The 23,023-nt window shown below is 43.1% G+C and carries 23 protein-coding genes; 14 read left to right on the top strand and 9 right to left on the bottom strand.

What is annotated here, in order from left to right:
- Positions 1 to 2: 2 nt before the first annotated feature.
- The 4 genes from MHO82_RS08055 to radC form a co-directional block, all read right to left on the bottom strand.
- Positions 3 to 476 carry a hypothetical protein gene (locus MHO82_RS08055; protein WP_239183359.1) on the bottom strand — a complete coding sequence of 158 codons (474 nt, stop codon included), beginning with the start codon at positions 474 to 476 and terminating at the stop codon, positions 3 to 5.
- A 144-nt stretch (positions 477 to 620) separates the two neighbouring features.
- A complete protein-coding gene (gene rpmG / locus MHO82_RS08050; RefSeq protein WP_237467707.1) occupies positions 621 to 788 on the bottom strand; it encodes a 50S ribosomal protein L33 in 168 nt (55 codons plus the stop codon).
- A 13-nt stretch (positions 789 to 801) separates the two neighbouring features.
- Complete coding sequence (rpmB, locus tag MHO82_RS08045; protein ID WP_239183358.1) at positions 802 to 1,038, bottom strand: 50S ribosomal protein L28; 237 nt, start codon at positions 1,036 to 1,038, stop codon at positions 802 to 804.
- A gap of 186 nt (positions 1,039 to 1,224) precedes the next feature.
- Entirely contained in the window at positions 1,225 to 1,899 is a 675-nt protein-coding gene (radC, locus tag MHO82_RS08040; protein WP_239183357.1) for a DNA repair protein RadC, read from the bottom strand.
- Positions 1,900 to 2,116: 217 nt separating this feature from the next.
- Here radC and coaBC point away from each other — a divergent pair, with 217 nt between their 5' ends.
- The 3 genes from coaBC to lpxL all read left to right on the top strand — a co-directional run bounded on the left by coaBC (position 2,117) and on the right by lpxL (position 5,044).
- Positions 2,117 to 3,325 (top strand): bifunctional phosphopantothenoylcysteine decarboxylase/phosphopantothenate--cysteine ligase CoaBC, encoded by a 1,209-nt coding sequence (gene coaBC, locus MHO82_RS08035; RefSeq protein ID WP_239183356.1) that lies wholly within the window; start codon positions 2,117 to 2,119, stop codon positions 3,323 to 3,325.
- Positions 3,326 to 3,506: 181 nt separating this feature from the next.
- On the top strand, positions 3,507 to 4,097 hold the full coding sequence (slmA, locus tag MHO82_RS08030; protein WP_239183355.1) for a nucleoid occlusion factor SlmA: 591 nt from the start codon (positions 3,507 to 3,509) through the stop codon (positions 4,095 to 4,097).
- An 11-nt stretch (positions 4,098 to 4,108) separates the two neighbouring features.
- Positions 4,109 to 5,044 (top strand): LpxL/LpxP family Kdo(2)-lipid IV(A) lauroyl/palmitoleoyl acyltransferase, encoded by a 936-nt coding sequence (gene lpxL, locus MHO82_RS08025; protein ID WP_239183354.1) that lies wholly within the window; start codon positions 4,109 to 4,111, stop codon positions 5,042 to 5,044.
- A gap of 70 nt (positions 5,045 to 5,114) precedes the next feature.
- On the opposite strand, the gene pyrE is transcribed toward lpxL, so the two are convergent.
- Positions 5,115 to 5,756: an orotate phosphoribosyltransferase gene (pyrE, locus tag MHO82_RS08020; RefSeq protein ID WP_239183353.1), complete on the bottom strand. Its 642-nt coding sequence runs from the start codon at positions 5,754 to 5,756 to the stop codon at positions 5,115 to 5,117.
- 127 nt (positions 5,757 to 5,883) lie between these two features.
- Positions 5,884 to 6,600, bottom strand: coding sequence for a ribonuclease PH (rph, locus tag MHO82_RS08015; RefSeq protein ID WP_239183352.1), 717 nt, complete (start codon positions 6,598 to 6,600; stop codon positions 5,884 to 5,886).
- Between the two features lie 123 nt (positions 6,601 to 6,723).
- Between rph and MHO82_RS08010 the strand changes: the two genes are divergently transcribed.
- The 7 genes from MHO82_RS08010 (at position 6,724) to MHO82_RS07980 (ending at position 15,516) form a co-directional block, all read left to right on the top strand.
- Positions 6,724 to 7,587, top strand: coding sequence for a YicC/YloC family endoribonuclease (locus MHO82_RS08010; protein WP_239183351.1), 864 nt, complete (start codon positions 6,724 to 6,726; stop codon positions 7,585 to 7,587).
- 270 nt (positions 7,588 to 7,857) lie between these two features.
- Positions 7,858 to 8,481 (top strand): guanylate kinase, encoded by a 624-nt coding sequence (gene gmk, locus MHO82_RS08005; RefSeq protein ID WP_239183350.1) that lies wholly within the window; start codon positions 7,858 to 7,860, stop codon positions 8,479 to 8,481.
- A gap of 90 nt (positions 8,482 to 8,571) precedes the next feature.
- Positions 8,572 to 8,844 (top strand): DNA-directed RNA polymerase subunit omega, encoded by a 273-nt coding sequence (rpoZ, locus tag MHO82_RS08000; RefSeq protein ID WP_239183349.1) that lies wholly within the window; start codon positions 8,572 to 8,574, stop codon positions 8,842 to 8,844.
- A 23-nt stretch (positions 8,845 to 8,867) separates the two neighbouring features.
- Positions 8,868 to 10,988, top strand: coding sequence for a bifunctional GTP diphosphokinase/guanosine-3',5'-bis pyrophosphate 3'-pyrophosphohydrolase (spoT, locus tag MHO82_RS07995; protein WP_239183348.1), 2,121 nt, complete (start codon positions 8,868 to 8,870; stop codon positions 10,986 to 10,988).
- Between the two features lie 79 nt (positions 10,989 to 11,067).
- A complete protein-coding gene (gene trmH / locus MHO82_RS07990; protein WP_239183347.1) occupies positions 11,068 to 11,763 on the top strand; it encodes a tRNA (guanosine(18)-2'-O)-methyltransferase TrmH in 696 nt (231 codons plus the stop codon).
- Between the two features lie 18 nt (positions 11,764 to 11,781).
- Entirely contained in the window at positions 11,782 to 13,863 is a 2,082-nt protein-coding gene (recG, locus tag MHO82_RS07985; protein WP_239183346.1) for an ATP-dependent DNA helicase RecG, read from the top strand.
- A 270-nt stretch (positions 13,864 to 14,133) separates the two neighbouring features.
- The gene (locus MHO82_RS07980) at positions 14,134 to 15,516 is read left to right on the top strand and encodes a uracil-xanthine permease family protein (RefSeq protein WP_239183345.1); all 1,383 of its coding nucleotides are present in this window, start codon (positions 14,134 to 14,136) and stop codon (positions 15,514 to 15,516) included.
- 55 nt (positions 15,517 to 15,571) lie between these two features.
- Here MHO82_RS07980 and envZ read toward each other — a convergent pair whose 3' ends face one another.
- Both envZ and ompR read right to left on the bottom strand, forming a co-directional pair.
- Positions 15,572 to 16,894, bottom strand: a complete 1,323-nt coding sequence (gene envZ / locus MHO82_RS07975) for a two-component system sensor histidine kinase EnvZ (RefSeq protein ID WP_239183344.1) — start codon at positions 16,892 to 16,894, stop codon at positions 15,572 to 15,574.
- Between the two features lie 85 nt (positions 16,895 to 16,979).
- A complete protein-coding gene (gene ompR, locus MHO82_RS07970; protein ID WP_239183343.1) occupies positions 16,980 to 17,699 on the bottom strand; it encodes a two-component system response regulator OmpR in 720 nt (239 codons plus the stop codon).
- 510 nt (positions 17,700 to 18,209) lie between these two features.
- Between ompR and MHO82_RS07965 the strand changes: the two genes are divergently transcribed.
- Genes MHO82_RS07965 through greB form a run of 4 tightly spaced genes read left to right on the top strand, consistent with a single transcriptional unit; the run spans position 18,210 to position 21,648 of the window.
- On the top strand, positions 18,210 to 18,953 hold the full coding sequence (locus tag MHO82_RS07965) for a glycosyltransferase family 25 protein (RefSeq protein WP_239183342.1): 744 nt from the start codon (positions 18,210 to 18,212) through the stop codon (positions 18,951 to 18,953).
- Positions 18,946 to 20,169, top strand: coding sequence for an O-antigen ligase family protein (locus MHO82_RS07960; protein ID WP_239183341.1), 1,224 nt, complete (start codon positions 18,946 to 18,948; stop codon positions 20,167 to 20,169). The genes MHO82_RS07965 and MHO82_RS07960 overlap by 8 nt, the downstream gene beginning before the upstream one ends.
- The gene (locus MHO82_RS07955) at positions 20,159 to 21,142 is read left to right on the top strand and encodes a hypothetical protein (protein ID WP_239183340.1); all 984 of its coding nucleotides are present in this window, start codon (positions 20,159 to 20,161) and stop codon (positions 21,140 to 21,142) included. The genes MHO82_RS07960 and MHO82_RS07955 overlap by 11 nt, the downstream gene beginning before the upstream one ends.
- A 26-nt stretch (positions 21,143 to 21,168) precedes the next feature.
- A complete protein-coding gene (gene greB / locus MHO82_RS07950; RefSeq protein WP_239183339.1) occupies positions 21,169 to 21,648 on the top strand; it encodes a transcription elongation factor GreB in 480 nt (159 codons plus the stop codon).
- Positions 21,649 to 21,713: 65 nt separating this feature from the next.
- On the opposite strand, the gene MHO82_RS07945 is transcribed toward greB, so the two are convergent.
- Entirely contained in the window at positions 21,714 to 22,754 is a 1,041-nt protein-coding gene (locus MHO82_RS07945) for a hypothetical protein (RefSeq protein WP_239183338.1), read from the bottom strand.
- Positions 22,755 to 23,023: the final 269 nt, after the last annotated feature.

Raw genomic sequence — 23,023 nt, 5'->3', positions numbered from 1 at the left:
AACTAAGACTTAAGGGGAAAAAGATAATCTTTATCCACTGACACAGCAAGCCACTCCCCTTGCCAATTTTGCATTAGCCAAAACTGAGGCATTTGGTAAATTGTCAAACGGGCAGGCTCCTCAACATCATCGAACCAAGCTTCAACCGTATTGGGAAGAGGGAGCTGAGGTTTTAACAAAGCCATTGTGTCTAAGTCCACAGGGGTTCCCATTAATGAAGTCCAACGCAATAAAAGTTCATCAGCGTCGACATATAATGGCTGATCTGAAATCCAAACGCCGCTACTTTTATCTAAGCTAAAGTCAGCAAAGTGAATTTGATTCAATGGCGTGGATTCTGGCAGAAGATATAATAAAGCGAAATCAGGCTCAGAAGAGAGATGCTGCCTGATCACCTGAGGTAATTGAATAACACCAATAAAAACGATAATCGAAATAATCAGTGTGTTATTCCATCCTTTACGAGATAACTTCATCAAATCCTTCTTTAAACCAATAGCAATACATCTATCTCTATGGTAGCAAGGCTTGAAAGTTTAAGCGAAAACTTATCTTCGTATTAAATTACAGGTATAAAAAAACCCAGCACAGGCTGGGTTTTTTAAGAAACAATGAACCAATTACTTGATTTTAGCTTCTTTGTACATAACGTGCTGGCGAACAACTGGATCATATTTTTTGATCTCCATTTTGCCTGGCATGTTACGTTTGTTTTTGTCGGTAGTGTAGAAGTGACCAGTACCAGCAGATGATACTAATTTGATCTTCTCACGAATGCCTTTAGCCATTCTCTAAATCCTCTTAAACGTTCTCGCCACGGGCGCGGATATCAACAAGAACAGCATCGATGCCTTTCTTATCAATAATACGCATACCTTTAGCGGTAAGACGAAGTTTAACGAAACGCTTTTCGCTTTCTACCCAGAAACGATGAGTTTGTAGGTTCGGCAGAAAACGACGCTTGGTGGCATTTTTTGCGTGTGAGCGGTTGTTACCAACTGCAGGACGCTTACCAGTTACTTGGCATACTCGGGACATTGCTGTCTTCTCCAAATCGTTTCAGCTCGATATCACCTTGGTGGCACTACACCACAATGGAAATTTTTCTCTTAAAAATCCCATTTCAAGGCTATCAAAGGTCGCGCATTATACTAAGTAGAACCCCATTCCTCAAGCCCGAAGCAATCCTTTTTCATGGATTTTTTGATCTTTTTTTCGTCGAAATCAAATCCAGCCTCGTTCTGCGAAGGAAACTATCTCACCATCACCGATGATAAAATGGTCTAAAACTCGAATATCGACCAAGGCAAGGGCGTCTGAAATTCGCCGTGTAATACTTCTGTCCGCTTGGCTTGGTTCGGCAACCCCAGACGGGTGGTTGTGAGCTAAAATTAGAGCGGCTGCATTCACTTCCAGTGAGCGTCGCACCACTTCCCGAGGGTACACACTGGCAGCATCAATCGTGCCTTCAAATAACACTTCATCACTCATCACTCTGTTTTGATTATCCAAATACAGCACATAAAACGCCTCTCGTCGCCTATCTCGCAGCACAGAAGTTAGATAACGTTTGGTGTGCTCAGGGCTGGTTAATGCATCTTCTTTTTGTATCACCTCAGCCAAATACCGTTGTGTCATTTCCACCACCGCCTGCAATTGCGCGTATTTTGCTTCCCCTAACCCTTTATGGCGACAGAATTGACTTTTACTCGCCCCAAGCAGCCCCCGTAACGAGCCAAATTCCTCGACCAAATAATCAGCAAGTTCAATAGCATTCATTCCTTTAATACCCGTTCGCAAGAAGATGGCCAATAGTTCAGCATCAGACAATGCTTGCGCCCCTTTCATTAACAGCTTTTCACGTGGTCGAGATTCTAATGGTAGATTTTTTACAGTCATCGCAGGCCCTAAATTCTTGTGTTCTCCTATCACAACGCCTTTAAGAGCACAGAACAACACCAATAAAAAAGCCTGCGAATGGTTTCTCATAACAATACGTTGCACACACTTTTTACACCTTATCTTGAGGCAGAGCTCCCACTCAATTGATGCGACTCAGGTTTGTAAAATACCGTTTTATGCTATCGTGTAGCGCAAACTTTGGAGGCGGATACAGATGCAGACACTCGCAGGAAAAAAAATTTTATTAGGGATTGGTGGCGGTATCGCTGCTTACAAATGTGCAGATTTAACGCGTCGGTTAATTGAGCGTGGTGCACAAGTACAGGTTGTCATGACCAACGCAGCCAAAGAGTTTATTACCCCTTTAACCATGCAAGCCGTATCGGGTCGGCCCGTCTCTGACAGCTTGTTAGACCCGGCCGCTGAAGCATCAATGGGCCACATTGAACTGGCCAAATGGGCAGATCTTATTTTATTAGCCCCAGCAACCGCCGATCTCATCGCTCGCATGGCGGCGGGAATGGGCAATGATTTACTGACTACACTGATTCTTGCTACAGACGCACCAGTTGCTGTGGCTCCAGCCATGAACCAACAAATGTTTCGTAATGTGGCAACACAAGACAATCTCGCAACACTAGAACGACGTAATCTGATGATTTGGGGCCCGGCTTCGGGTGAGCAAGCGTGTGGCGATGTAGGCCCGGGCCGCATGTTAGAGCCGATGGAGCTGGTATCACACTGTGAACAGTTCTTTGCGCCAAAGTCTTTACAAGGTGTTTCTCTGCTTTTAACCGCAGGGCCAACCAGAGAAGCTTTAGATCCTGTTCGCTACATCACTAATCACAGTTCAGGGAAAATGGGTTACGCCATTGCCAAAGCCGCAGCTCAGCAAGGGGCTAAAGTAACTTTAGTTAGCGGCCCTGTTAATTTAGCCACACCGGAAGGAGTTCAGCGAATCAATGTCGACAGTGCAGAACAAATGCATCAAGCTGTAATGGCACACGCACCACAACACCATATCTTCGTAGCCTGTGCTGCCGTTGCCGACTTTAAACCAGCCACCATCGCAGATCAAAAAATGAAAAAGATCCCGGGCTCGGATGAAATGATAATCAAAATGGTGAAAAACCCTGATATCGTCGCCTCCGTAGCCGGAATGACAGAGCAGCGCCCGTTTACAGTAGGTTTTGCCGCTGAAACACAAGAGGTCGAACAATACGCGCGCGGTAAGCTAGAGCGCAAAAACTTGGATCTCATCTGCGCCAATGACGTATCAGAGCAAGGACAAGGGTTTAACTCCGACTCCAACGCCCTACACCTATTCTGGCCAAATGGTGATAAAAAGCTGCCTCTGACGTCCAAAGAGTCATTAGGCAGTCAGTTAATGAATGAAATTATCGCACTCTATAACGCAAAATAAGTGCCCCCATAATGTCACGAGCTTGTTTCATAATATGTGATAGCAAGCTCTCAGAATCTTTCAGCAATGATTATTAGCCCTCATAAATACCAAGCAGAGGTTTTCACGCCTACAGCTTGTCGCTAGAATGCTCACGTTTTGCTGTACGTGCAGCCGTTGTTATTAGAAGGAACCGCAATTCATGTCTGGCACTAGAAAACCTAACCGCCGTGAAGAAATCCTACAAGCACTGGCAATGATGCTTGAATCAAATGAAGGAGCATCACGCATTACCACAGCTAAATTGGCCAAACAGGTCGGTGTTTCTGAAGCCGCACTGTACCGTCACTTCCCAAGCAAAGCGCGTATGTTTGAAGGCTTAATTGAGTTTATTGAAGACTCATTAATGTCTCGTATAAACCGAATTTTAGACGATGAAAAAGACACCTTAAATCGCATAAAAATGGTGCTCCAACTATTATTGGTATTTGCAGAGCGTAATCCTGGCTTAACACGCATCATGACAGGTCACGCACTGATGTTTGAAAACGAGCGTCTGCGTGATCGCATTAATCAATTATTTGAAAAGATTGAAACACAATTTCGACAGGTGCTGCGTGAACGTAAATTACGTGAAGGAAAATCCTTTCCTGTGGATGAACGCATCTTAGCTTCTCAGCTACTGGGGCAAATTGAAGGCAGTTTCTGCCGCTTTGTACGTTCTGATTTTAAATACAAACCAACAGACAACTTTGATGAGTACTGGGCACTGTTAAACGCTCAGATCAATTAATACCGATATCTATGAAAAAAAATCAAATTCCAACCTTTTCTAAGCAGCTGCTGCACCCTAAATATTGGCCTGTATGGGCCGGGTTTGGCCTACTGTTTTTCCTTAATACCGTGCTGTCTTATAAAGCACAGCTTCGCCTTGGCCGTGGATTAGGGATGCTTGCCCTTAAATTAGCCCCAAGCAGAGCTCATATTGCAAGGCGAAACTTAGAGCTGAGCTTCCCTGAGATGCCCGCAGAAGAGGTAGAAGCGCTTGTTATCGAAAACTTTAAAAATGCGGGCCTTGCCATTTTTGAAACGGGCATGGCATGGTTTTGGCCAGATTGGCGTATCCAAAAGCATTTTACCTTAACAAATACTGAGGAAGTGCTGGAGTTTGAACGCAATAAAAAAGGCGTGCTAGTGGTTTGTGTCCATACTTTAAACCTAGAGCTCACAGCCCGTGCTTTTAGCCTATTTGCCCCTGGAGCAGGCGTGTACCGTCCACACAGCAACCCGGCCTATGACTTTATTCAATACTGGGGACGAACACGTGGTGGCAATACTCTACTTGATCGCCGAGACATGAAAGGCATGCTACGAGTGCTAAAACAAGGCAAGCGTTTATGGTACCTACCCGATCATGATTACGGCCACCATAACTCTGTGTTTGTTCCATTCTTTGCGGTTGAAGAAGCCTGTACCACCACAGGCACCAGCTTTCTAGTGGATTTAAGTCGCTGCGCCATCGTAACCGCTTCTGGTTACCGAGATGAACAAGGTAACTATGAACTATTAATTGATGATGCGATCCATGAAAACTTTCCGAGAAAGCAGCCAGAAGCAGCGGCAGCTTACATGAACAAAGCCATCGAAAAAGTCATTCTACGAGGCATGGGGCAATACATGTGGCTTCATAAGCGATTTAAATCTCGCCCTCACGGCATAGAAAGAAATGCTCTCTACTAACAATATCCAACAAAAAAGCGGCTACTCAGCCGCTTTTTTATTACCGAATATTGAACCACAACGTCAGTGATTAAATGCCGAACTCAGCACGATACGCTTTTACCGCTTCAAGGTGTTGCTGCTGATCGCCTTGCTCTTCAAGATACGTCACCACATCAGTAAGGCTTACGATAGAAACCACAGAGCACCCAAAATCACGCTCAACTTCTTGAATCGCTGACAGCTCCGCTTTGCCTTTCTCCTGACGGTCAATCGCCACCAGTACACCAGCCAAATCAGCACCACACGCTTTAATGATTTCCATGGATTCACGAATCGCCGTACCAGCAGTGATCACATCATCCACCAACATAATACGCCCTTCTAGTGGGCTACCCACCAAACTACCACCTTCACCGTGTGTTTTCGCTTCTTTGCGATTAAAACAATATGGCGTGTCAACATCATGGTGATCCGCTAACGCAACCGCCGTTGTTGTGGCAATAGGGATCCCTTTGTATGCGGGGCCAAATAGCACATCGTAATCAATACCAGCATCCACTAATGCTTCTGCATAAAAGCGACCTAAGCGAGCCAAATCACGGCCAGTATTAAATAGGCCTGCGTTAAAAAAATAAGGGCTCTTACGTCCAGACTTCAAAGTAAACTCACCAAATTTCAGCACGCCTTTCTCTAGGGCGAATTCAATGAACTGACGTTGATACGCTTTCATGTGTTTTCCTCTTTTTGTCTTACTGAGTAAATAATCGCACAAAAAATCTTACGAACTTTCTGTACTCCATGCTCTAAGCTAACTTTTAGCCAAAAAAAACGGCTCCAATAGGAACCGTTTAAAATCATTAATTTTCCAGCGACGCTTTCTGGATGACGTTAATATCACTGATGCCTTGTTTGGCCAGTGCTAACATATCCAACAACTCTTCATGACTGAATGGTGCACCTTCTGCTGTGCCCTGTACTTCAATCATTTTGCCATCTTCCGTCATCACAACGTTCATGTCGGTTTCTGCTGCAGAATCTTCAAGATAATCCAGGTCGCACACTGCATTACCTTCATAGATACCCACAGAAACAGCCGCAATGTGGCCTAGCATCGGGTTCTTTTTCAACTTGCCATTAGCCAATAAATGGTTGATAGCATCGGCTAACGCCACACTTGCACCTGTAATAGAAGCGGTGCGCGTACCACCATCAGCTTGAATGACATCACAATCCACAGTGATCATCTGCTCGCCCAGTACTTCTAAATCAACCGCGGCACGTAAGCTACGAGCAATTAGACGTTGAATTTCCATCGTACGACCGCCTTGCTTACCACTGGCCGCTTCACGACGATTACGGGTATGAGTCGCACGAGGTAGCATGCCATACTCAGCGGTTACCCAACCTTTACCTTTTCCTTTTAACCAGCGAGGTACATTTTCTTCTACGCTCGCCGTACAAATCACTTTGGTGTTACCAAACTCGACTAAAACAGAGCCTTCAGCATGGGCTGTAAAGTTGCGAGTGATGGTGATAGGACGGACTTGGTTGGCTGTTCTTCCGCTTGGACGCATCAAATTCTACCTTTATCTGGACATTAACACGCGATTATATCGACTCTGTCGCCTTGGTGCTATTGGTTTCGGTCGGCGCGGCGCGTATAATTGCGCCAATCATAATTTAAGGACCACTTGCCAATGATTTATAGCATGACCGCTTATGCCCGCCGCGAAGTAAAAGGCGATTGGGGTACCGCTGTATGGGAAATCCGTTCAGTAAACCAACGTTACCTAGAAACTTACTTTCGCATGCCAGAGCAATTTCGAGGCTTAGAGCCTGTGCTGCGCGAGCGTTTTCGTAAGCGCCTTGCTCGCGGTAAAGTGGAATGTCATCTGCGTTTTGAAGCGAATCCAAACGCAAAAGGCGAGCTAAAAATCAACGAAGACTTAGCAAAGCAAGTGATCCATGCTGCACGCTGGGTAAAAGAAGTCTCAGGTGAAGGCAACATCAACCCATTCCAGGTTCTGCAATGGCAAGGTGTAATGGAAGCACCAGAGCAAGACTTTGATGCCATCAATAAAGAGCTATTAACCGAATTCGATTTAGCTGTAGATGATTTCATCGCCGCTCGCGCTCGTGAAGGCGACAACATGAAAGCTCTGATTGAGCAACGTCTATCTGCCATTACTGATGAAGCGGTTAAGGTTCGTGCCCGTATGCCAGAAATCCTAGAATGGCAACGTGAGCGCTTAACCACGAAATTTGAAGAAGCCAAAATTGAGCTGGATGCAACTCGTGTTGAGCAAGAGCTCATCTTACTGGCGCAAAAAGTGGATGTGGCAGAAGAGCTGGATCGCTTAGATTCTCACGTAAAAGAAACCACTAACATCTTGAAAAAAGGTGGGGCTGTGGGTCGTCGTTTGGATTTCATGATGCAAGAATTCAATCGTGAATCAAACACGCTAGCTTCAAAATCCATCAGTACTGACATCACCGCTTCTGGTGTCGAGCTAAAAGTATTGATCGAACAAATGCGTGAGCAAATCCAAAATATCGAATAATCTCAAGCCATAGAGATCATTCAACCCAATACAATCGCAGTGGCTTTGGTCACTGCGATTTTTAGCTATAATTCAGACAGTCTTACCCATGAAGATCCTTTCATCCTCATATTTGGCGATAAAAAGATCAATCCATGTGGTGTGGCTAATTTAATTTGGCGCAAGATCGTGCTAATCTTCGCCTCCCTAAATTTCCAAGACATCACATCAAATACGTTATTTATTTCTATCAATAACCATGATGACGTCTCTACCTAAACGGAAACGGCAATGAGCAAAGGTACTCTTTACATTGTTTCTGCCCCAAGCGGTGCAGGTAAGTCTAGTTTAATTTCAGCTCTGCTGGAAACGAACCCAACCTACGCGATGAAGGTTTCTGTTTCGCATACCACTCGTGGCATGCGCCCAGGCGAAGAAGATGGTGTTCATTACCACTTCATTAGCAAAGAGAAATTCGAAGAGCTCATGGAGCAAAACGTTTTTCTTGAGCATGCTGAGGTATTCGGAAACTATTACGGAACATCTCAAGTCTGGATTGAAGAAAACCTAAATAAAGGTATCGATGTATTCCTAGACATTGATTGGCAAGGTGCTCGCCAAATTCGCAAGCAAATGCCACAAGCGAAAAGCTTATTTATTTTACCGCCTTCAAAAGAAGAGCTTGAGCGTCGTTTGAACACTCGAGGTCAAGACAGCGAAGCGGTAATTGCAAAACGCATGGATGAAGCTCGCTCTGAAATCTCACACTACAATGAGTATGATTACGTTATTGTGAATGATGATTTTGATGCCGCTCTAATGGACTTTAAAGCCATTATCCGTGCAGAAAGATTGAATCAAGATAAGCAATCTTCAAAACACAGCAGCATGTTAGCTGCACTACTGGCAGAATAAGTAATAGCAAAACCATAAATTTAGTGGTATTGATAACGCAATTCTGTACAATTTTACGTCATAATTTAACTTACTTTATTGGAGTCCTTCATGGCACGCGTAACCGTTCAAGACGCTGTTGAGAAAATTGGCAACCGCTTCGACCTAGTTTTAATTGCAGCTCGCCGCGCTCGTCAAATCCAAACTGGTGGTAAAGATGCACTAGTGCCAGAAGAGAATGATAAACAAACTGTTATCGCTCTTCGTGAGATCGAAGAAGGTCTAATCACTAAAGATGTGCTAGATGCTCGTGAGCGTCAAGAACAGCAAGAGCAAGAAGCTGCAGAATTAGCAGCAGTTAGCTCTATTGCTCATAACCGTTAATCTAAACCTATTCGGGTCAAAGTTTGTATCTATTCGATAGTCTTAAAGATGTCGCAAACCAGTACCTAGCAGAGTCTCACATTGAGGCTCTGCGTCAGGCTTATCTGGTCGCAAGGGATGCCCACGAAGGACAAACTCGCTCCAGTGGTGAACCCTATATTATCCACCCCGTTGCCGTAGCACGTATCCTCGCTGAAATGCATTTGGATCATGAAACGTTAATGGCGGCCCTACTTCATGATGTTATTGAAGATACCGAAGTCACTAAAGAAGACCTAGAGCAGCGTTTTGGCGCGACTGTAGCGGAATTAGTTGACGGTGTCTCCAAGCTGGACAAGCTAAAGTTCCGCGATCGTAAAGAAGCTCAAGCGGAAAACTTCCGCAAAATGATCATGGCCATGGTGCATGACATTCGAGTGATTCTGATCAAGCTTGCCGACCGTACTCATAATATGCGTACCCTTGGGGCTCTTCGCCCTGATAAACGTCGCCGTATTGCGAAAGAAACTCTCGAGATTTTCTCGCCACTGGCGCACCGTTTAGGTATTCATAATATTAAAACAGAGCTGGAAGAGCTGGGTTTTGAAGCCCTCTACCCTAACCGTGCTCGTGTTTTAAAAGAAGTGGTGAAATCTGCTCGTGGTAACCGTAAAGAGATGATCCAAAAAATCCATTCGGAGATTGAAGGTCGCCTTGAAGAAGCGGGCATCGACGCTCAGGTACTTGGACGCGAGAAAAACTTGTTTTCCATCTACAACAAGATGAAAGGCAAAGAACAACGTTTCCACACCATCATGGATATTTACGCATTTCGAGTAATCGTGAAAGATTTCGATACTTGTTATCGCGTTATGGGTCAGGTTCACAACTTGTACAAACCCCGCCCGGGTCGTGTAAAAGATTATATTGCCGTTCCTAAAGCCAATGGTTACCAGTCATTACATACCTCAATGGTTGGCCCACACGGTGTTCCTGTTGAAGTACAAATTCGTACCGACGACATGGATCAAATGGCAGATAAAGGGGTGGCTGCTCACTGGTCTTATAAAGACAACGGTGAACGTTCTGGCACTACCGCACAAATTCGTGCACAGCGCTGGATGCAAAGCCTACTTGAACTTCAACAAAGCGCGGGTAGCTCCTTTGAATTTATCGAGAACGTAAAATCTGATCTCTTCCCTGATGAGATTTACGTTTTCACACCAAAAGGCCGCATTATTGAGCTGCCAGTGGGTGCAACCGCCGTAGACTTTGCTTACGCGGTTCACTCCGATGTGGGGAATACATGTGTTGGTGCACGTATTAATCGCCAACCATACCCACTGAGTAAAGCGCTCAAAAATGGCCAAACGGTTGAAATCATCAGTGCACCTGGTGCAAGGCCAAACGCAGCATGGCTAAACTATGTCGTGACAGCACGTGCCCGCACCCGTGTTCGCCAAGTTCTAAAAACCATGCGCCGAGAAGATTCCATCATTCTTGGCCGCCGTTTATTGAACCACGCATTAGGCGAGCACAGTATTGATGACATTGCAGAAGACAACATCAACCATGTGCTAACTGATTTACGTCTTGAAGATAAAGATGAGCTGCTGGCTTCCATAGGCCTTGGCGAACTCATGAGTATTGTTATCGCAAGACGTTTATTAGGTGATGCCGATGAATTAACAGAACAAGCAAGCTCTGATGTGCCTCCAGGTAAGAAACTCCCGATCCGCGGTGCCGAAGGGATCTTGCTAACGTTTGCAAATTGTTGTCACCCTATTCCTGGCGATCACATCATCGCTCATGTTAGTCCGGGCCGAGGCCTTGTGGTTCACATGGATGATTGCGCCAATGTTCGTGGCTATCAGAAAGAACCTGATAAATACATGGCGGTGGAATGGGCGGATGAATTTGAGCAAGAGTTCTTAACTGAACTTCAAGTGGACATTAAAAACCACCAAGGTGCCCTGGCTGATCTGACAAGCGTCATCGCTAGCACAGGCTCAAACATTCATGGTTTAGCGACCGAAGAAAAAGATGGCCGTTTGTATACCGTTACGGTTCAACTGACCACTCGCGATCGCATCCATATGGCTGAAATCATGCGTAGGATCCGTGTGATGCCACAGATCCTCAAAGTCAGCCGACGTCGCAACTAATCGACCACCACTTCTAAAAAATGCGCTCACTTAACCCTGAGCGCATTTTCTTTTTGACCATTATCGACATATTTCTATTATGAATTACGAACGTTATCAGCGAATTATTTCTGTACTGACCGCTCGTCAGACGGATCTCACCTTGTGCTTAGAAGAAGTACACAAACCCAACAATGTCTCTGCCATTATTCGCACTGCCGATGCCACGGGTGTTCATAAAATTCATGCGGTTTGGCCAACCAAAGCTATGCAAACCCTCAGTCATACCTCAGCTGGCGCACGCAACTGGGTTGAAGTGGATACCCATAAAAATATTGACGGTGCTATTGGCCATCTCAAAGCACAGGGCATGCAAGTACTGGCAACGAACCTGTCTGATACTGCGGTAGATTTTCGAGAAATCGATTACACCAAACCTACCGCCATCATTCTTGGCAGTGAAAAAACAGGCATCAGCCCCAAAGCGCTATCAATGGCCGATCAAGACATCATCATCCCGATGGTAGGTATGGTACAGTCTTTAAATGTCTCTGTAGCCAGTGCATTAATTTTGTATGAAGCTCAACGCCAACGCCAACTGGCTGGCATGTACAATAACGACACCACTTCACTGCCAGATGATGTCGTCAATCGCATTTTATTTGAACGCGGCCACCCTGTATTAGCCAAAGTCGCCAAGCGCAAAGGGTTACCTTTCCCAGAGCTGGATAATCAAGGTCAAATCGTGGCTAATGATGCATGGTGGGCAGAAATGCAGGCAACCCAAGACGAGTAACCCTGACAAGGATAGAGCATGCAATCACAACTTCTCTCTGCAGTCCCTCTCACTTCGCTTTCAGGCATTGGTGCCAAAGTTGCCGAAAAGCTGGAAAAGATTGGGCTCCGCACAGTACAAGATCTCCTTTTTCATCTGCCGCTGCGCTACGAAGACCGCACCCGGATATGGCCAATGGTGAAGCTCCATGCCGGACTGTTTGCTGCCGTGCAAGGAAAAGTGATGTCATGCGATACTCTATTTGGTAAACGCAAAATGCTAACGGTAAAAATCAGCGACGGTAAAGGCTTCGTTACCTTGCGCTTTTTTAACTTTAATGCCGGAATGAAAAACAATTTCAGCGAAGGCCGTTTAGTGCATGCATATGGTGAAATAAAGCGGGGGTATGGTGGTCTAGAAATAGTGCATCCTGATTACCAGTTCTTTAGTCCAACTCAACCCGCAGACACCGAACAAACACTAACCCCGGTGTATCCCACCACCGAAGGGCTTCGCCAGACCACGTTACGTAACATCACAGATCAGGCATTGGCTCTGCTGGATAAAGCGGCGGTCACTGAGCTGCTGCCAGATGGTCTATACAACAAACAGACCACCCTGCCCCAAGCGTTACACACCATTCATCGCCCAGAGCCGACCATCGATCTTTCCTTATTTGATGAAGGAAAACACCCCGCTCAGCAACGCTTGATCATTGAAGAATTATTGGCTCAAAACTTATCCATGTTAGCAGTGCGCAGCAAAGGGCAAAAAGACAATGCCTTTCCACTCAAAGCGGTGAGTGGCTTAAAAGACAAACTGCTCGCACAACTGCCTTTTTCTCCCACGAATGCTCAAAACCGAGTCGTCGCAGAAATAGAAACAGATTTAGCAAAACCACACCCAATGATGCGACTCGTACAAGGAGATGTAGGTTCAGGTAAAACCTTAGTCGCTGCCATGGCCGCCGTCAGAGCCATTGAACATGGTTATCAAGTGGCTTTAATGGCCCCTACTGAGTTACTGGCTGAGCAGCACACCATTAACTTTGCCCAGTGGCTTGAGCCCATGGACATTCAGGTTGGTTGGTTAGCAGGCAAGCTAACAGGCAAAGCCAAAGAAAAAGAGTTAGCTAAAATTGCCAGTGGTGAAGCAAAGATGGTGGTCGGCACCCACGCTCTATTCCAAGAGCATGTCCACTTCCATAACTTAGCGTTAGTGATCATTGATGAGCAGCACCGCTTTGGTGTTCATCAACGCTTAGAGTTACGTGAGAAAGGGGCTAAGCAAGGCGCTTACCCTCACCAACTGATCATGACCGCCACCCCAATCCCACGGACCTTAGCCATGACGGCATACGCTGACTTAGAAACATCCGTCATTGATGAGCTGCCTCCTGGCCGAACACCAATCCAAACTATCGCCATTCCAGATACTCGCCGAAAAGACATTGTTGATCGCGTCCGTTCTGCTTGCTTGAATGAAGGCCGCCAGGCGTATTGGGTATGTACACTGATCGACGAATCAGAGGTCCTTGAAGCGCAAGCCGCCGCCGACACCGCAGAAGAACTGAAGCTCCAATTGCCTGAGCTAAAAATCGGACTAGTCCATGGCCGTATGAAATCCGCAGAAAAACAAGCCATCATGCAACAGTTTAAAGCGGGAGAGTTGCACCTGCTGGTGGCAACAACGGTTATTGAAGTGGGTGTAGATGTCCCCAACTCCAGCTTAATGATCATCGAAAACCCAGAGCGATTAGGGTTAGCTCAGCTCCACCAGCTTAGAGGGCGTGTTGGCCGAGGCTCCGTGGCCAGCCACTGCGTCTTACTCTATCACGCTCCGCTCTCTAAAACGGCTCAGAAACGACTCGGTGTTCTTCGCGAAAGTAACGATGGCTTTGTGATCGCCCAAAAAGACTTAGAAATTCGCGGTCCAGGTGAGCTACTTGGCACCAAACAAACCGGATTGGCGGAATTTAAAATCGCTGATTTAGTACGTGACCAGCGCTTGATACCTGAAGTGCAACGCATCGCACGCCATATTCACGATAACTACCCTCAAAATGCCCGTGCAATTATTGAACGCTGGTTAGGTGAGCGAGACGTATACTCAAACGCTTAGATCATTCCCTTTCTCAGGCAAATTTTGCCTGAGTTTTCTTCTTTTCTACCAATTAACTAAAGCCCTTCCACAACGAATAGCAAACGTTTGCTATTTTCAGAAAAATAACTACAATATCGCGAATCTGAGACCAGCTTCAAAGCAGACTGGTAACCCCCACGACTGAAATAGGTTCTGATTAACAGCAATCACAGATTGAAGCCTATTTCTCTTTGTTTTCCCATTCAGCGAAAACAAAGTTGTAGTACCCATCAACAGGAAAATTTGGTCATGACCGCTAAAAATGAGACTAGCGTTACCCCTCGTCGATCTGAACTCGTGTACCGCTTAGACGATCGCCCTCCGCTACCACAAACACTTTTTGCCGCCACTCAGCATTTATTGGCGATGTTTGTTGCCGTCATCACGCCCTCTCTTATTATCTGCCAAGCGCTGGGAGTGCCTGCTGCAGATACCAATACCATCATTAGCATGTCTCTGTTTGCTTCTGGTATTTCTTCGTTTATTCAAATTCGAACCATTGGCCCAATTGGCTCAGGTTTGTTGTCTGTGCAAGGAACCAGTTTTAACTTTTTGGGCCCAATTATTGGTGCAGGCTTATCACTCAAAGCCGGAGGAGCAGATGTGGCCACCATGATGGCCGCCATTTTTGGCACAATTCTCGTTGCATCAACCGCTGAAATCGCGCTATCTCGCGTACTGCAATACGCTCAGCGCATTATTACCCCACTGGTTTCTGGCATTGTGGTGACCTTAATTGGTCTAACGCTCATTCAAGTAGGATTGGTTTCAATGGGTGGCGGCTACGCAGCACTCAATGATGGTACGTTTGGACGCTTAGATAATTTAGCACTCGCAGGCACGGTACTGGGCTTGATTGTCATGTTAAACCGAGCTTCAAACCCATACATACGTGTGGCCTCCATTGTGATTGCCATGACCGCAGGCTACTTTCTAGCATGGGTTCTAGGCATAGTGGACACACCCACACAAGCAGACACAGCATTCATGGCATTACCAGTTCCAATGCAGTTTGGGCTGAGTTTTGACTGGTCTTTATTCATTCCTTTGGTGCTTATCTTTTTGATCACCGCCCTTGAAGCCATTGGCGATATTACGGCGACCTCCGAAGTATCAGAGCAACCCGTCAAAGGCCCGGAGTATATGAAACGAATTAAAGGCGGAGTACTGGCCGACGGCCTAAACTCAGCCCTTGCTGCTGCTTTTAACAGCTTTCCTAATTCAACGTTTAGCCAAAACAATGGCGTGATTTTACTCACCGGTGTTGCTAGCCGCTATGTAGGCTATTTCATTGCAGGCATGCTAGTGTTGCTTGGTTTATTCCCAGGTGTCGCCAGCTTTGTTCAAATGATTCCGGAGCCTGTTCTTGGCGGGGCTACCATTGTTATGTTCGGAACCATTGCTGCTGCGGGGGTTCGTATTATTTCCCGCGTAGAGTTGGACCGCCGCGCCATTTTAATCATGGCTTTGTCATTTTCAATGGGCCTTGGCATCGCTCAAAAACCAGAGATTTTGCAGTTCATGCCAGAGTTCATCAAAAGCATTTTCTCTTCAGGTGTGGCAGCCGGTGGCATTACCGCGATCATCTTAAATCTCGTCTTGCCAGAAACCCTGACCGCTGACGAGCAATAATAAAAAGGAGTGTGATGACAACCATCACACTCCTCATTGTTTTATCAGTTTATTTTTATTTTCTTTTCATCGGGAAGTTTAGCTGAACTTTCAGCCCCCCCTCACTTCGATTACGAAGGGACAACGAACCACGGTGCTGATCCACGATTCGTTTTACAATCGCAAGCCCTAGTCCCGTACCTTCACTGCCCCGAGCACTGTCGCCACGGGTAAAAGGTTCAAATACCGACTTCATCTGATCTTCGGCAATGCCCGGCCCATTATCTTCCACGCACACCCAAGCCACCGTATGATCCGCACTGGCTCCTGTTGACATTTTTATCCAGCCATTCCCATAGCGTACAGAGTTCACCACTAAGTTTGCGACGGCACGTTTAACCGCCACAGAGTTACCATGGACATCACGAGGTAATGGTGAGAAATCCGTTTCAATTTCACGCTCATATCCTCCTTCCGCTGCCGCCACTTCACCAGCAATGGTATTTAAATCAGCGCCATCAAAGTTTTGCTCGGTGATCGGTTTAAGGTAATCCATGAATTGATTAATGATCTCATTACACTCTTCCGTGTCTTTAATCATGCTTTCTGCTAAATAGTCGTCTTCTGGCGACATCATCTCCGTTGCTAAGCGGATTCGGGTTAACGGAGTTCGTAAATCATGACTCACACCCGCCATCAACAAAGCTCTATCTGCCTCTAATTGCTGAATATCATCGGACATCTGATTAAAGGCTTGGGTCACCGCTCGGATTTCTGAGGCTCCTTTTTCAGGTAATGGTGGTGGGATCTCCCCTTTACCTACTTTACGAGCCGCCTGCTCAAGCGCAACCAAAGGACGATTTTGTAAGCGAATAAACAGCCAGCCCCCCGCGATCACCATCAAGGCAATGATCAAACTATTCCGAAATAAAGGAGAGAAGTCTTCCTCTTGAAGCTCAGATAAAGGCACCCGCATCAAAAAGCCTGGCATGGCTTCGCTCTTCATCCACAACACGTAGCTATCCGCACCTAAAATCAGTCTAACCTCTGTGGGCGAATCAAGCGCATGGCTCATTTCCTCACTTAAAAAATCAATGCTTCGTGCTTGTACGTACTCCTTACTGATCTCTTCTTCTTTCGAATGCAAGCTCACACCAAGCTGTTCAAGCAACTGACGCCTTAGCGGTTGATCCAAATGAACTTTATTGCCATCCGCCATTTCCACATCTTCCACCAGCATCAACCTCACTTCATAAGCCAAAATCCGGTTAAATTGTTGCAAGCTCGGTAGAAGGGCATAATTCAAAACCGCGAGATAAGAAAGTACTTGGCTAGCAATCAATAAGGTTGCGAGTAAAAAAAGAGTTCGAGCAAAGGTACTACGAGGAGAAAGGCGCATAAATAATCCGCTGTCAGTGTAAGTTAGAGAAGAGAAAACAAAAAAGCTTGGGCAACAGATAACCCAAGCTTTATGTCAGAGTGATTTAAACATCTTTTCCGTCAGGGACAAAGACATAACCTAGCCCCCATACGGTTTGAATGTATCTTGGTTTGCTTGGGTCTTCTTCAACCATCCGGCGTAAACGAGAAATTTGAACATCAATGGAACGCTCCATTGCTGAGTATTCACGCCCGCGTGCCATGTTCATTAACTTATCACGCGACATAGGCTCTCGCATGTGAGTCACCAAGGCTTTTAATACCGCAAATTCACCCGATGTCAGTGGCATTGGCTCTTCGTTACGGAACATTTCACGCGTGCCTAAGTTCAACTTAAACTCACCAAACTCAACCAATTTGTCTTCCGTACTCGGTGCACCTGGCGCTTCAATGGTTTGGCGGCGCAATACTGCACGAATACGCGCTAACAGCTCACGTGGGTTAAATGGTTTAGGTAAGTAATCATCGGCCCCAACTTCAAGGCCAACAATCCGATCCACTTCATCACCCTTTGCGGTCAGCATTAAGATTGGCAGCATATTGTTAGCATTACGCAAGCGGCGGCAAATAGATAAGCCATCTTCACCTGGTAACATCAAATCTAATACCATCAAGTGAAACGTTTCACGTGATAGTAGACGATCCATCTGCTCACTATTGGCAACACTACGTACCTGAAAACCTTGCTCAGAAAGATAGCGATCTAACAACGAACGTAGACGCATGTCATCATCTACCACCAGAATTTTAAAATTGTCCTGCATCTTTCACCTAACCTCATAAAAAGTGATGAGTTTACTTATCCCCAGTGTACTCGGAACAGCTAAAAAAGGTATCAGCAGTTGTATAAAATGCAGATACGAAATTGTTACCGTTTATGTCTTATACACTCTCAATTTACCTCACACTATGGTGATAAGTGTAGAGAAATCAGCATAATTTTTGCTATTTTATTACTGAAGAAAACAACCCAATACAAAAATAAAAACCTTAACACTGAGCATAGTGTTCTCAATCCAAAAAATCCTCTCTTCGATTAAATCTAATCAAACTACCCAAAAAGCAATATCGACAAAGCAAACAATAAATTAGGTTCTCATATTTAAAGTAACAACTAGCTAAATAAAAAACTTAATGATTCTACCTAGATAGGTGATAAAATAAAGAAACAACTTATTAATACATACAAGACATAAATGAAACAGAGGGTTTATAACTTACAAACAAATCAATAAAGAACATCTCGAAATGTGAATTGTGTGGATATATATAAAATGAAAATTTTTGTAATCAGCTTGCTCAGAACACAAAATCGCAGAACATCAATCAAAGAACAGCTCGATAATCAAAATATAAAGTTCGAGTTTTTCGATGCTATTGATGGGCATAAAGAACCTAATCACCCTCTGTTTGCGAATTATAACTATACGAAGCGACTGTGGTTCAGCAATGGCCGCATGCCCTCAAAAGGTGAGTTAGGGTGTTATGCTAGCCACTACCTACTTTGGAAAAAGTGCATAAAGATGAATCAACCTATCCTAATCATTGAGGATGACGTTAGAGTATCAAGGTCATTAAAAGAGTTTCTGATTGATATTGAAAAACAAACTCTGAAATACGGTTTTCTAAGATTAGAGCCTAAAACGGACAGGTGCAATTTATATAACGTTGAAAAAAAACAAAAATATAAAATTGATTTCATGGATAATAATTTCGGTGGAACCTTATCTTATTCAATATCCCCCGAAACAGCCAGAAAGCTCATTAATGGCTCCCGCCGATGGTGTATGCCTGTAGACAACTATATTGGTTCTGTTTACATACATAAGGTCTATTCTTACCTATTTTCTCCTTCTATTGTATCCAATCCTCATGAATTTGAGACAACAATACAACTAGGCCAAGAAGAAAATGCTGCTACTTACAGAAAACCCACTCGAGAATTATACTCTTTATATAGAAGGGTAAGATTAAAAATAACTAATACAATTATAATTAAGAAAAAAATCCATGAGTAGAAACATACTATATAGACTCGAAAAAATATTTATTTTAAGTCCTATAATTTGGACTTTTTCTATTTTATTTAATGTTCCTGATGCTAAGCATATCTTATCTCGAATAACTATTGCTGCTGCTGTTTATTGTGCGTTTAGATTTTATCCAGAGTGGAAAGAAAAAATAAAAACTGGCGAATTTAAAATAATATCTTTAAGTCTATTTTTTCCTATATTATATTTTTTAATAATGCACTATATAAATGGTGGTAACATTGATATTTCTCGGACAATGTTTAATTGCTATTTATACCTTTTATTCTTACCTATAAAAAAAATAAAACGTAGTGATATTGCTATTATCTTTATAATATCAGGGATATGTAGCGGGATAAGCACTATATATTATATATTTTTATTAGATGAGATAAGAATGGGGTGGAAAACAATAAATCCAATCCCATATTCATACTATTCTGGATTAGTTATTATTTTTAGTATTTCATTTTTCGTTAGTTATTATTTAAAACAAAAACCTAAAAATAAGCTCCTATTACTAAGTTTAACATTCTCTATTCTAGGTTCTCTCATTAGCATTATTTATAGTGAAACAAGATCAACATGGATAGCACTTTTATTAATACTTTTTTTATCTATAATTAAATATAATATATCAAAAAAAACATTCATTATTATTCCATTACTGCTGACTCCACTACTTTTAACTGACTCGGTTAAAAGTAGATATGAAAAAACTCTACATGAAATTCAACGTATTCAATCTGAAGACTTCAACTCTTCAATAGGAATTCGTCTGAAGTTGTGGGAAACAGGCCTATCCTACTTCAAAGATAACCCTCTCATTGGTATGTCTAATTCTGAAGAGCTATCAAAAACACAGCTCGCATATAACTCTAAAGAAATATCTAGCACCATCTACGCTTTCCTTTACCATTCAAACTCAAATTACCATAATCAATATCTACAGGTATTAGTTAAGAGTGGCTTTTTAGGTTTAGTAGTCCTAATAATATACATATCATCAATTTACTTAGTTAGTATTAAAAATAAAAACCTATCATTAATAATATTAACATATACGTCTATTGTGATATTTTTTGATTCAATCTTATTATATAACCATGTTGTTTATTTATATACATTAACATTGATCTTAATTTCATGCTTAAACACAAGTCAACCATTAAATATTGAGGGCAGTTACAATGAAAAATAAAATAGCCATCCAATTATTTGGTCACTTAAGAAGCTTCCGAGATTGTGAATATTATTTCAAAAAAAATCTCATTGATTTATATGACTGTGATATTTTTATCCACACCTGGAGGACAGAAGAGCATTCAGACAAAACTTGGCATAATTTCAACAGGGAATATTCTAGAATAGAAACAGATATAGAGGAGGTAAAAAACACTTATTTTCCCAAAAGAGTATATGTTGAAGACAACTCTATTATCTATCAAGGAGGTTTTTTTAATGAAAGAAATAACATCACCTTGCGTGGAATTAAATCCATGCTGCATTCAAAAAATGAAGTAAATAAACTAAGATTAGAGTACCAAAAAGAGAATAAAATTAAGTATGATTTTGTTATTGTATTAAGACCAGATGTACTATTACTTCAACCTTTGATACTTGATAAATATCTTAATGAATTTAAGTTCAGTGAGAATGCATCCATACACTTTTCTAGTGGTAATCACCAACATTACCAAGAAACAAAGTCAATTTTTACTCCTCTCGCATCTGACCTTTTTTACTTTGCAAAACCTTCAACTATAGATAAATTAACATCCGCAATTGATGAGTTTGAACGGTTTTATAAAGATTTTACAACTGTAAACCCTGGAGGCATAAGTAGCCCAGAAGGGTCTTTTATTGAACGAGCTTACCAGAAAGGTGTTATACCACGTATGTACACCTTTACATATGTGGTAAAAAGAACTTCAGGATCAAACCATTTACTGGTCGGTTTTGAACACCTAGATAAGCACCAAGATTGTATTGAGATCCCTAAAGAATTTTTACCTAAGGAAAAAAAATCCTCGATAGGTAAAACTCTACTATCACTGTTAAGTTTAAAATTGCTCAATAAAACTAAAAAACAGATTATCAGAACAAAAAGGCAATTAGATAACCTAAATTCAACGATTGATTTATTAAAAATAGAAAAATCAAAGAAGAACTAAATCCTTTTCACTATCAAGATTACATAATGAAAACCAATCTCATCACCCGTGAAGGTTACGAAAAATTAAAAAAAGAGCTCGATTTCTTATGGCGAGAAGAACGACCAGAAGTCACGAAAAAGGTCACTTGGGCAGCAAGTCTTGGTGATCGCAGCGAAAATGCGGATTATCAATACAATAAGAAGCGCTTAAGAGAAATTGATCGCCGAGTACGTTACCTACGTAAACGTATCGAGCTCGTCAAAGTGGTGGACTACTCTCCTCAACAAGAAGGCAAGGTCTTTTTTGGGGCTTGGGTCGAAATTGAAAACGATGAAGGCGATGAAAAGAAGTTTCGTATCGTTGGGCCTGATGAAATATATGGTGGAGTGAAAGATCACATCTCCATTGATTCCCCTATGGCTCGGGCATTACTTAAAAAAGAGGTGGATGATGAATTTGTTGTTCCAACGCCTGAAGGGCCAAAAGAGTGGTTTGTAAATTCAATTAATTATCCAAAAGGCTAATGGCCAATGCCCTAGTTTGCCATTCTCTCAGCCGGGAGAAGGCAAACTAAGGCATTACAAGAATATTACTGTACTTTAGTTAACAAGCCGTAAGCACTTAGTGGCAAAGTAAGGCTATCACCATGAAGATCTTTTATTTCCGTGCTATGTAAAACAGTCATCTCAGCCTCATCATCTGCATTTTTAATCGCACCAACCATGATTGTATGCTCTGTCTTAAACGCATTTAAAAAGTCATCGCGTGCAAACTCATCTTGACCTTTAACGTATTGCTCACAACGCTCCATTTCAGCTGGAGTCATGGTTCCTTTAAACTCAACGATAGAAGGGCCATAACCGTGTGGAGATGTTCCTGTCACAACACACTGAGGCTGCTTTTGACTATCTAGAATAGACGCCGTCATCACCATCTTAGTGCCCGTTTCATCGAGTTCAAAGTCATACGTATTATATTTCAATGGTTGTGACAGTGACTCTTCAGCCTGCCATTGCACTTTACTTCCCTTTTCAGGCAAAACGTCCGCTAATACTGCACTACTTAAACGATGAAATAATAAAGTGCTGCTGTTAATATCAACGGCTTTTATTTTCAGCACACTTTGAGGATCAGATAATTTCAACTCTTTCTCATCAAGAATGTCGCGCTCTAATTGCTCCTTTTGAGTAGCGTTCATACTCTGTAACCAACCAGCTCCCATTTCAGTAGATACCATTGTTCCAGACCCACAATATGCATCTGCATAACAATAACTCATATCTATATCATGAGTATTATTCGCTACTTTTGTATTCACCCAGTAAGAGCCCGGATATTGCTTACCATCGTCAGAGTCTTCAAATGTGTGTCCCACTAAACGATTCTCACCTTTTCTAGTATCGCTTACGACCATAGCCACACCAACATAGTTGCCCTCACCTCCACTTCTGGAAATATCATTATCACCATCAGCTAAAGTCGTGAAGTAAATGCCTTCTGGGTACACCTCTTTTTGGATTGGTGGAGTGGTGCCTTTACTCTTACCAACTCCAGCGTCGCCACCACCGGAACCGCCACAACCACCTAATGCTAAAGATGAGATAAGAGTTGCTGCTAAAAGTCGGGTCATGGCTAAAATCCTATATGATAAAGAAAAAATAACGTCGCTATCCTCTCGATAAAAAACAACGTTTCAATGTGGATAGAAAGATTAAATTTAGCCGCTATCTTTAGTCAAAAAACAAATCATCTCGAATACTTAAAGTTGTTTAATAAATATTTATATTAATGATTTAAAAGAAATAAACAGTTCAAAAAAAGACCATTAATGTCAGCTCCTCAACCGAGGACTGACGCACTTTTAAAATAGGTAGGACAGCACCTAACACCGTGCGACAG

It is taken from the genome of Vibrio sp. Of7-15, from assembly GCF_022347565.1.
In the GTDB taxonomy this organism is placed as follows: Bacteria; Pseudomonadota; Gammaproteobacteria; order Enterobacterales; family Vibrionaceae; genus NORP241.
Note: the sequence above shows the minus strand (reverse complement) of the source record. Positions and strands in the feature narration are given on the sequence as shown.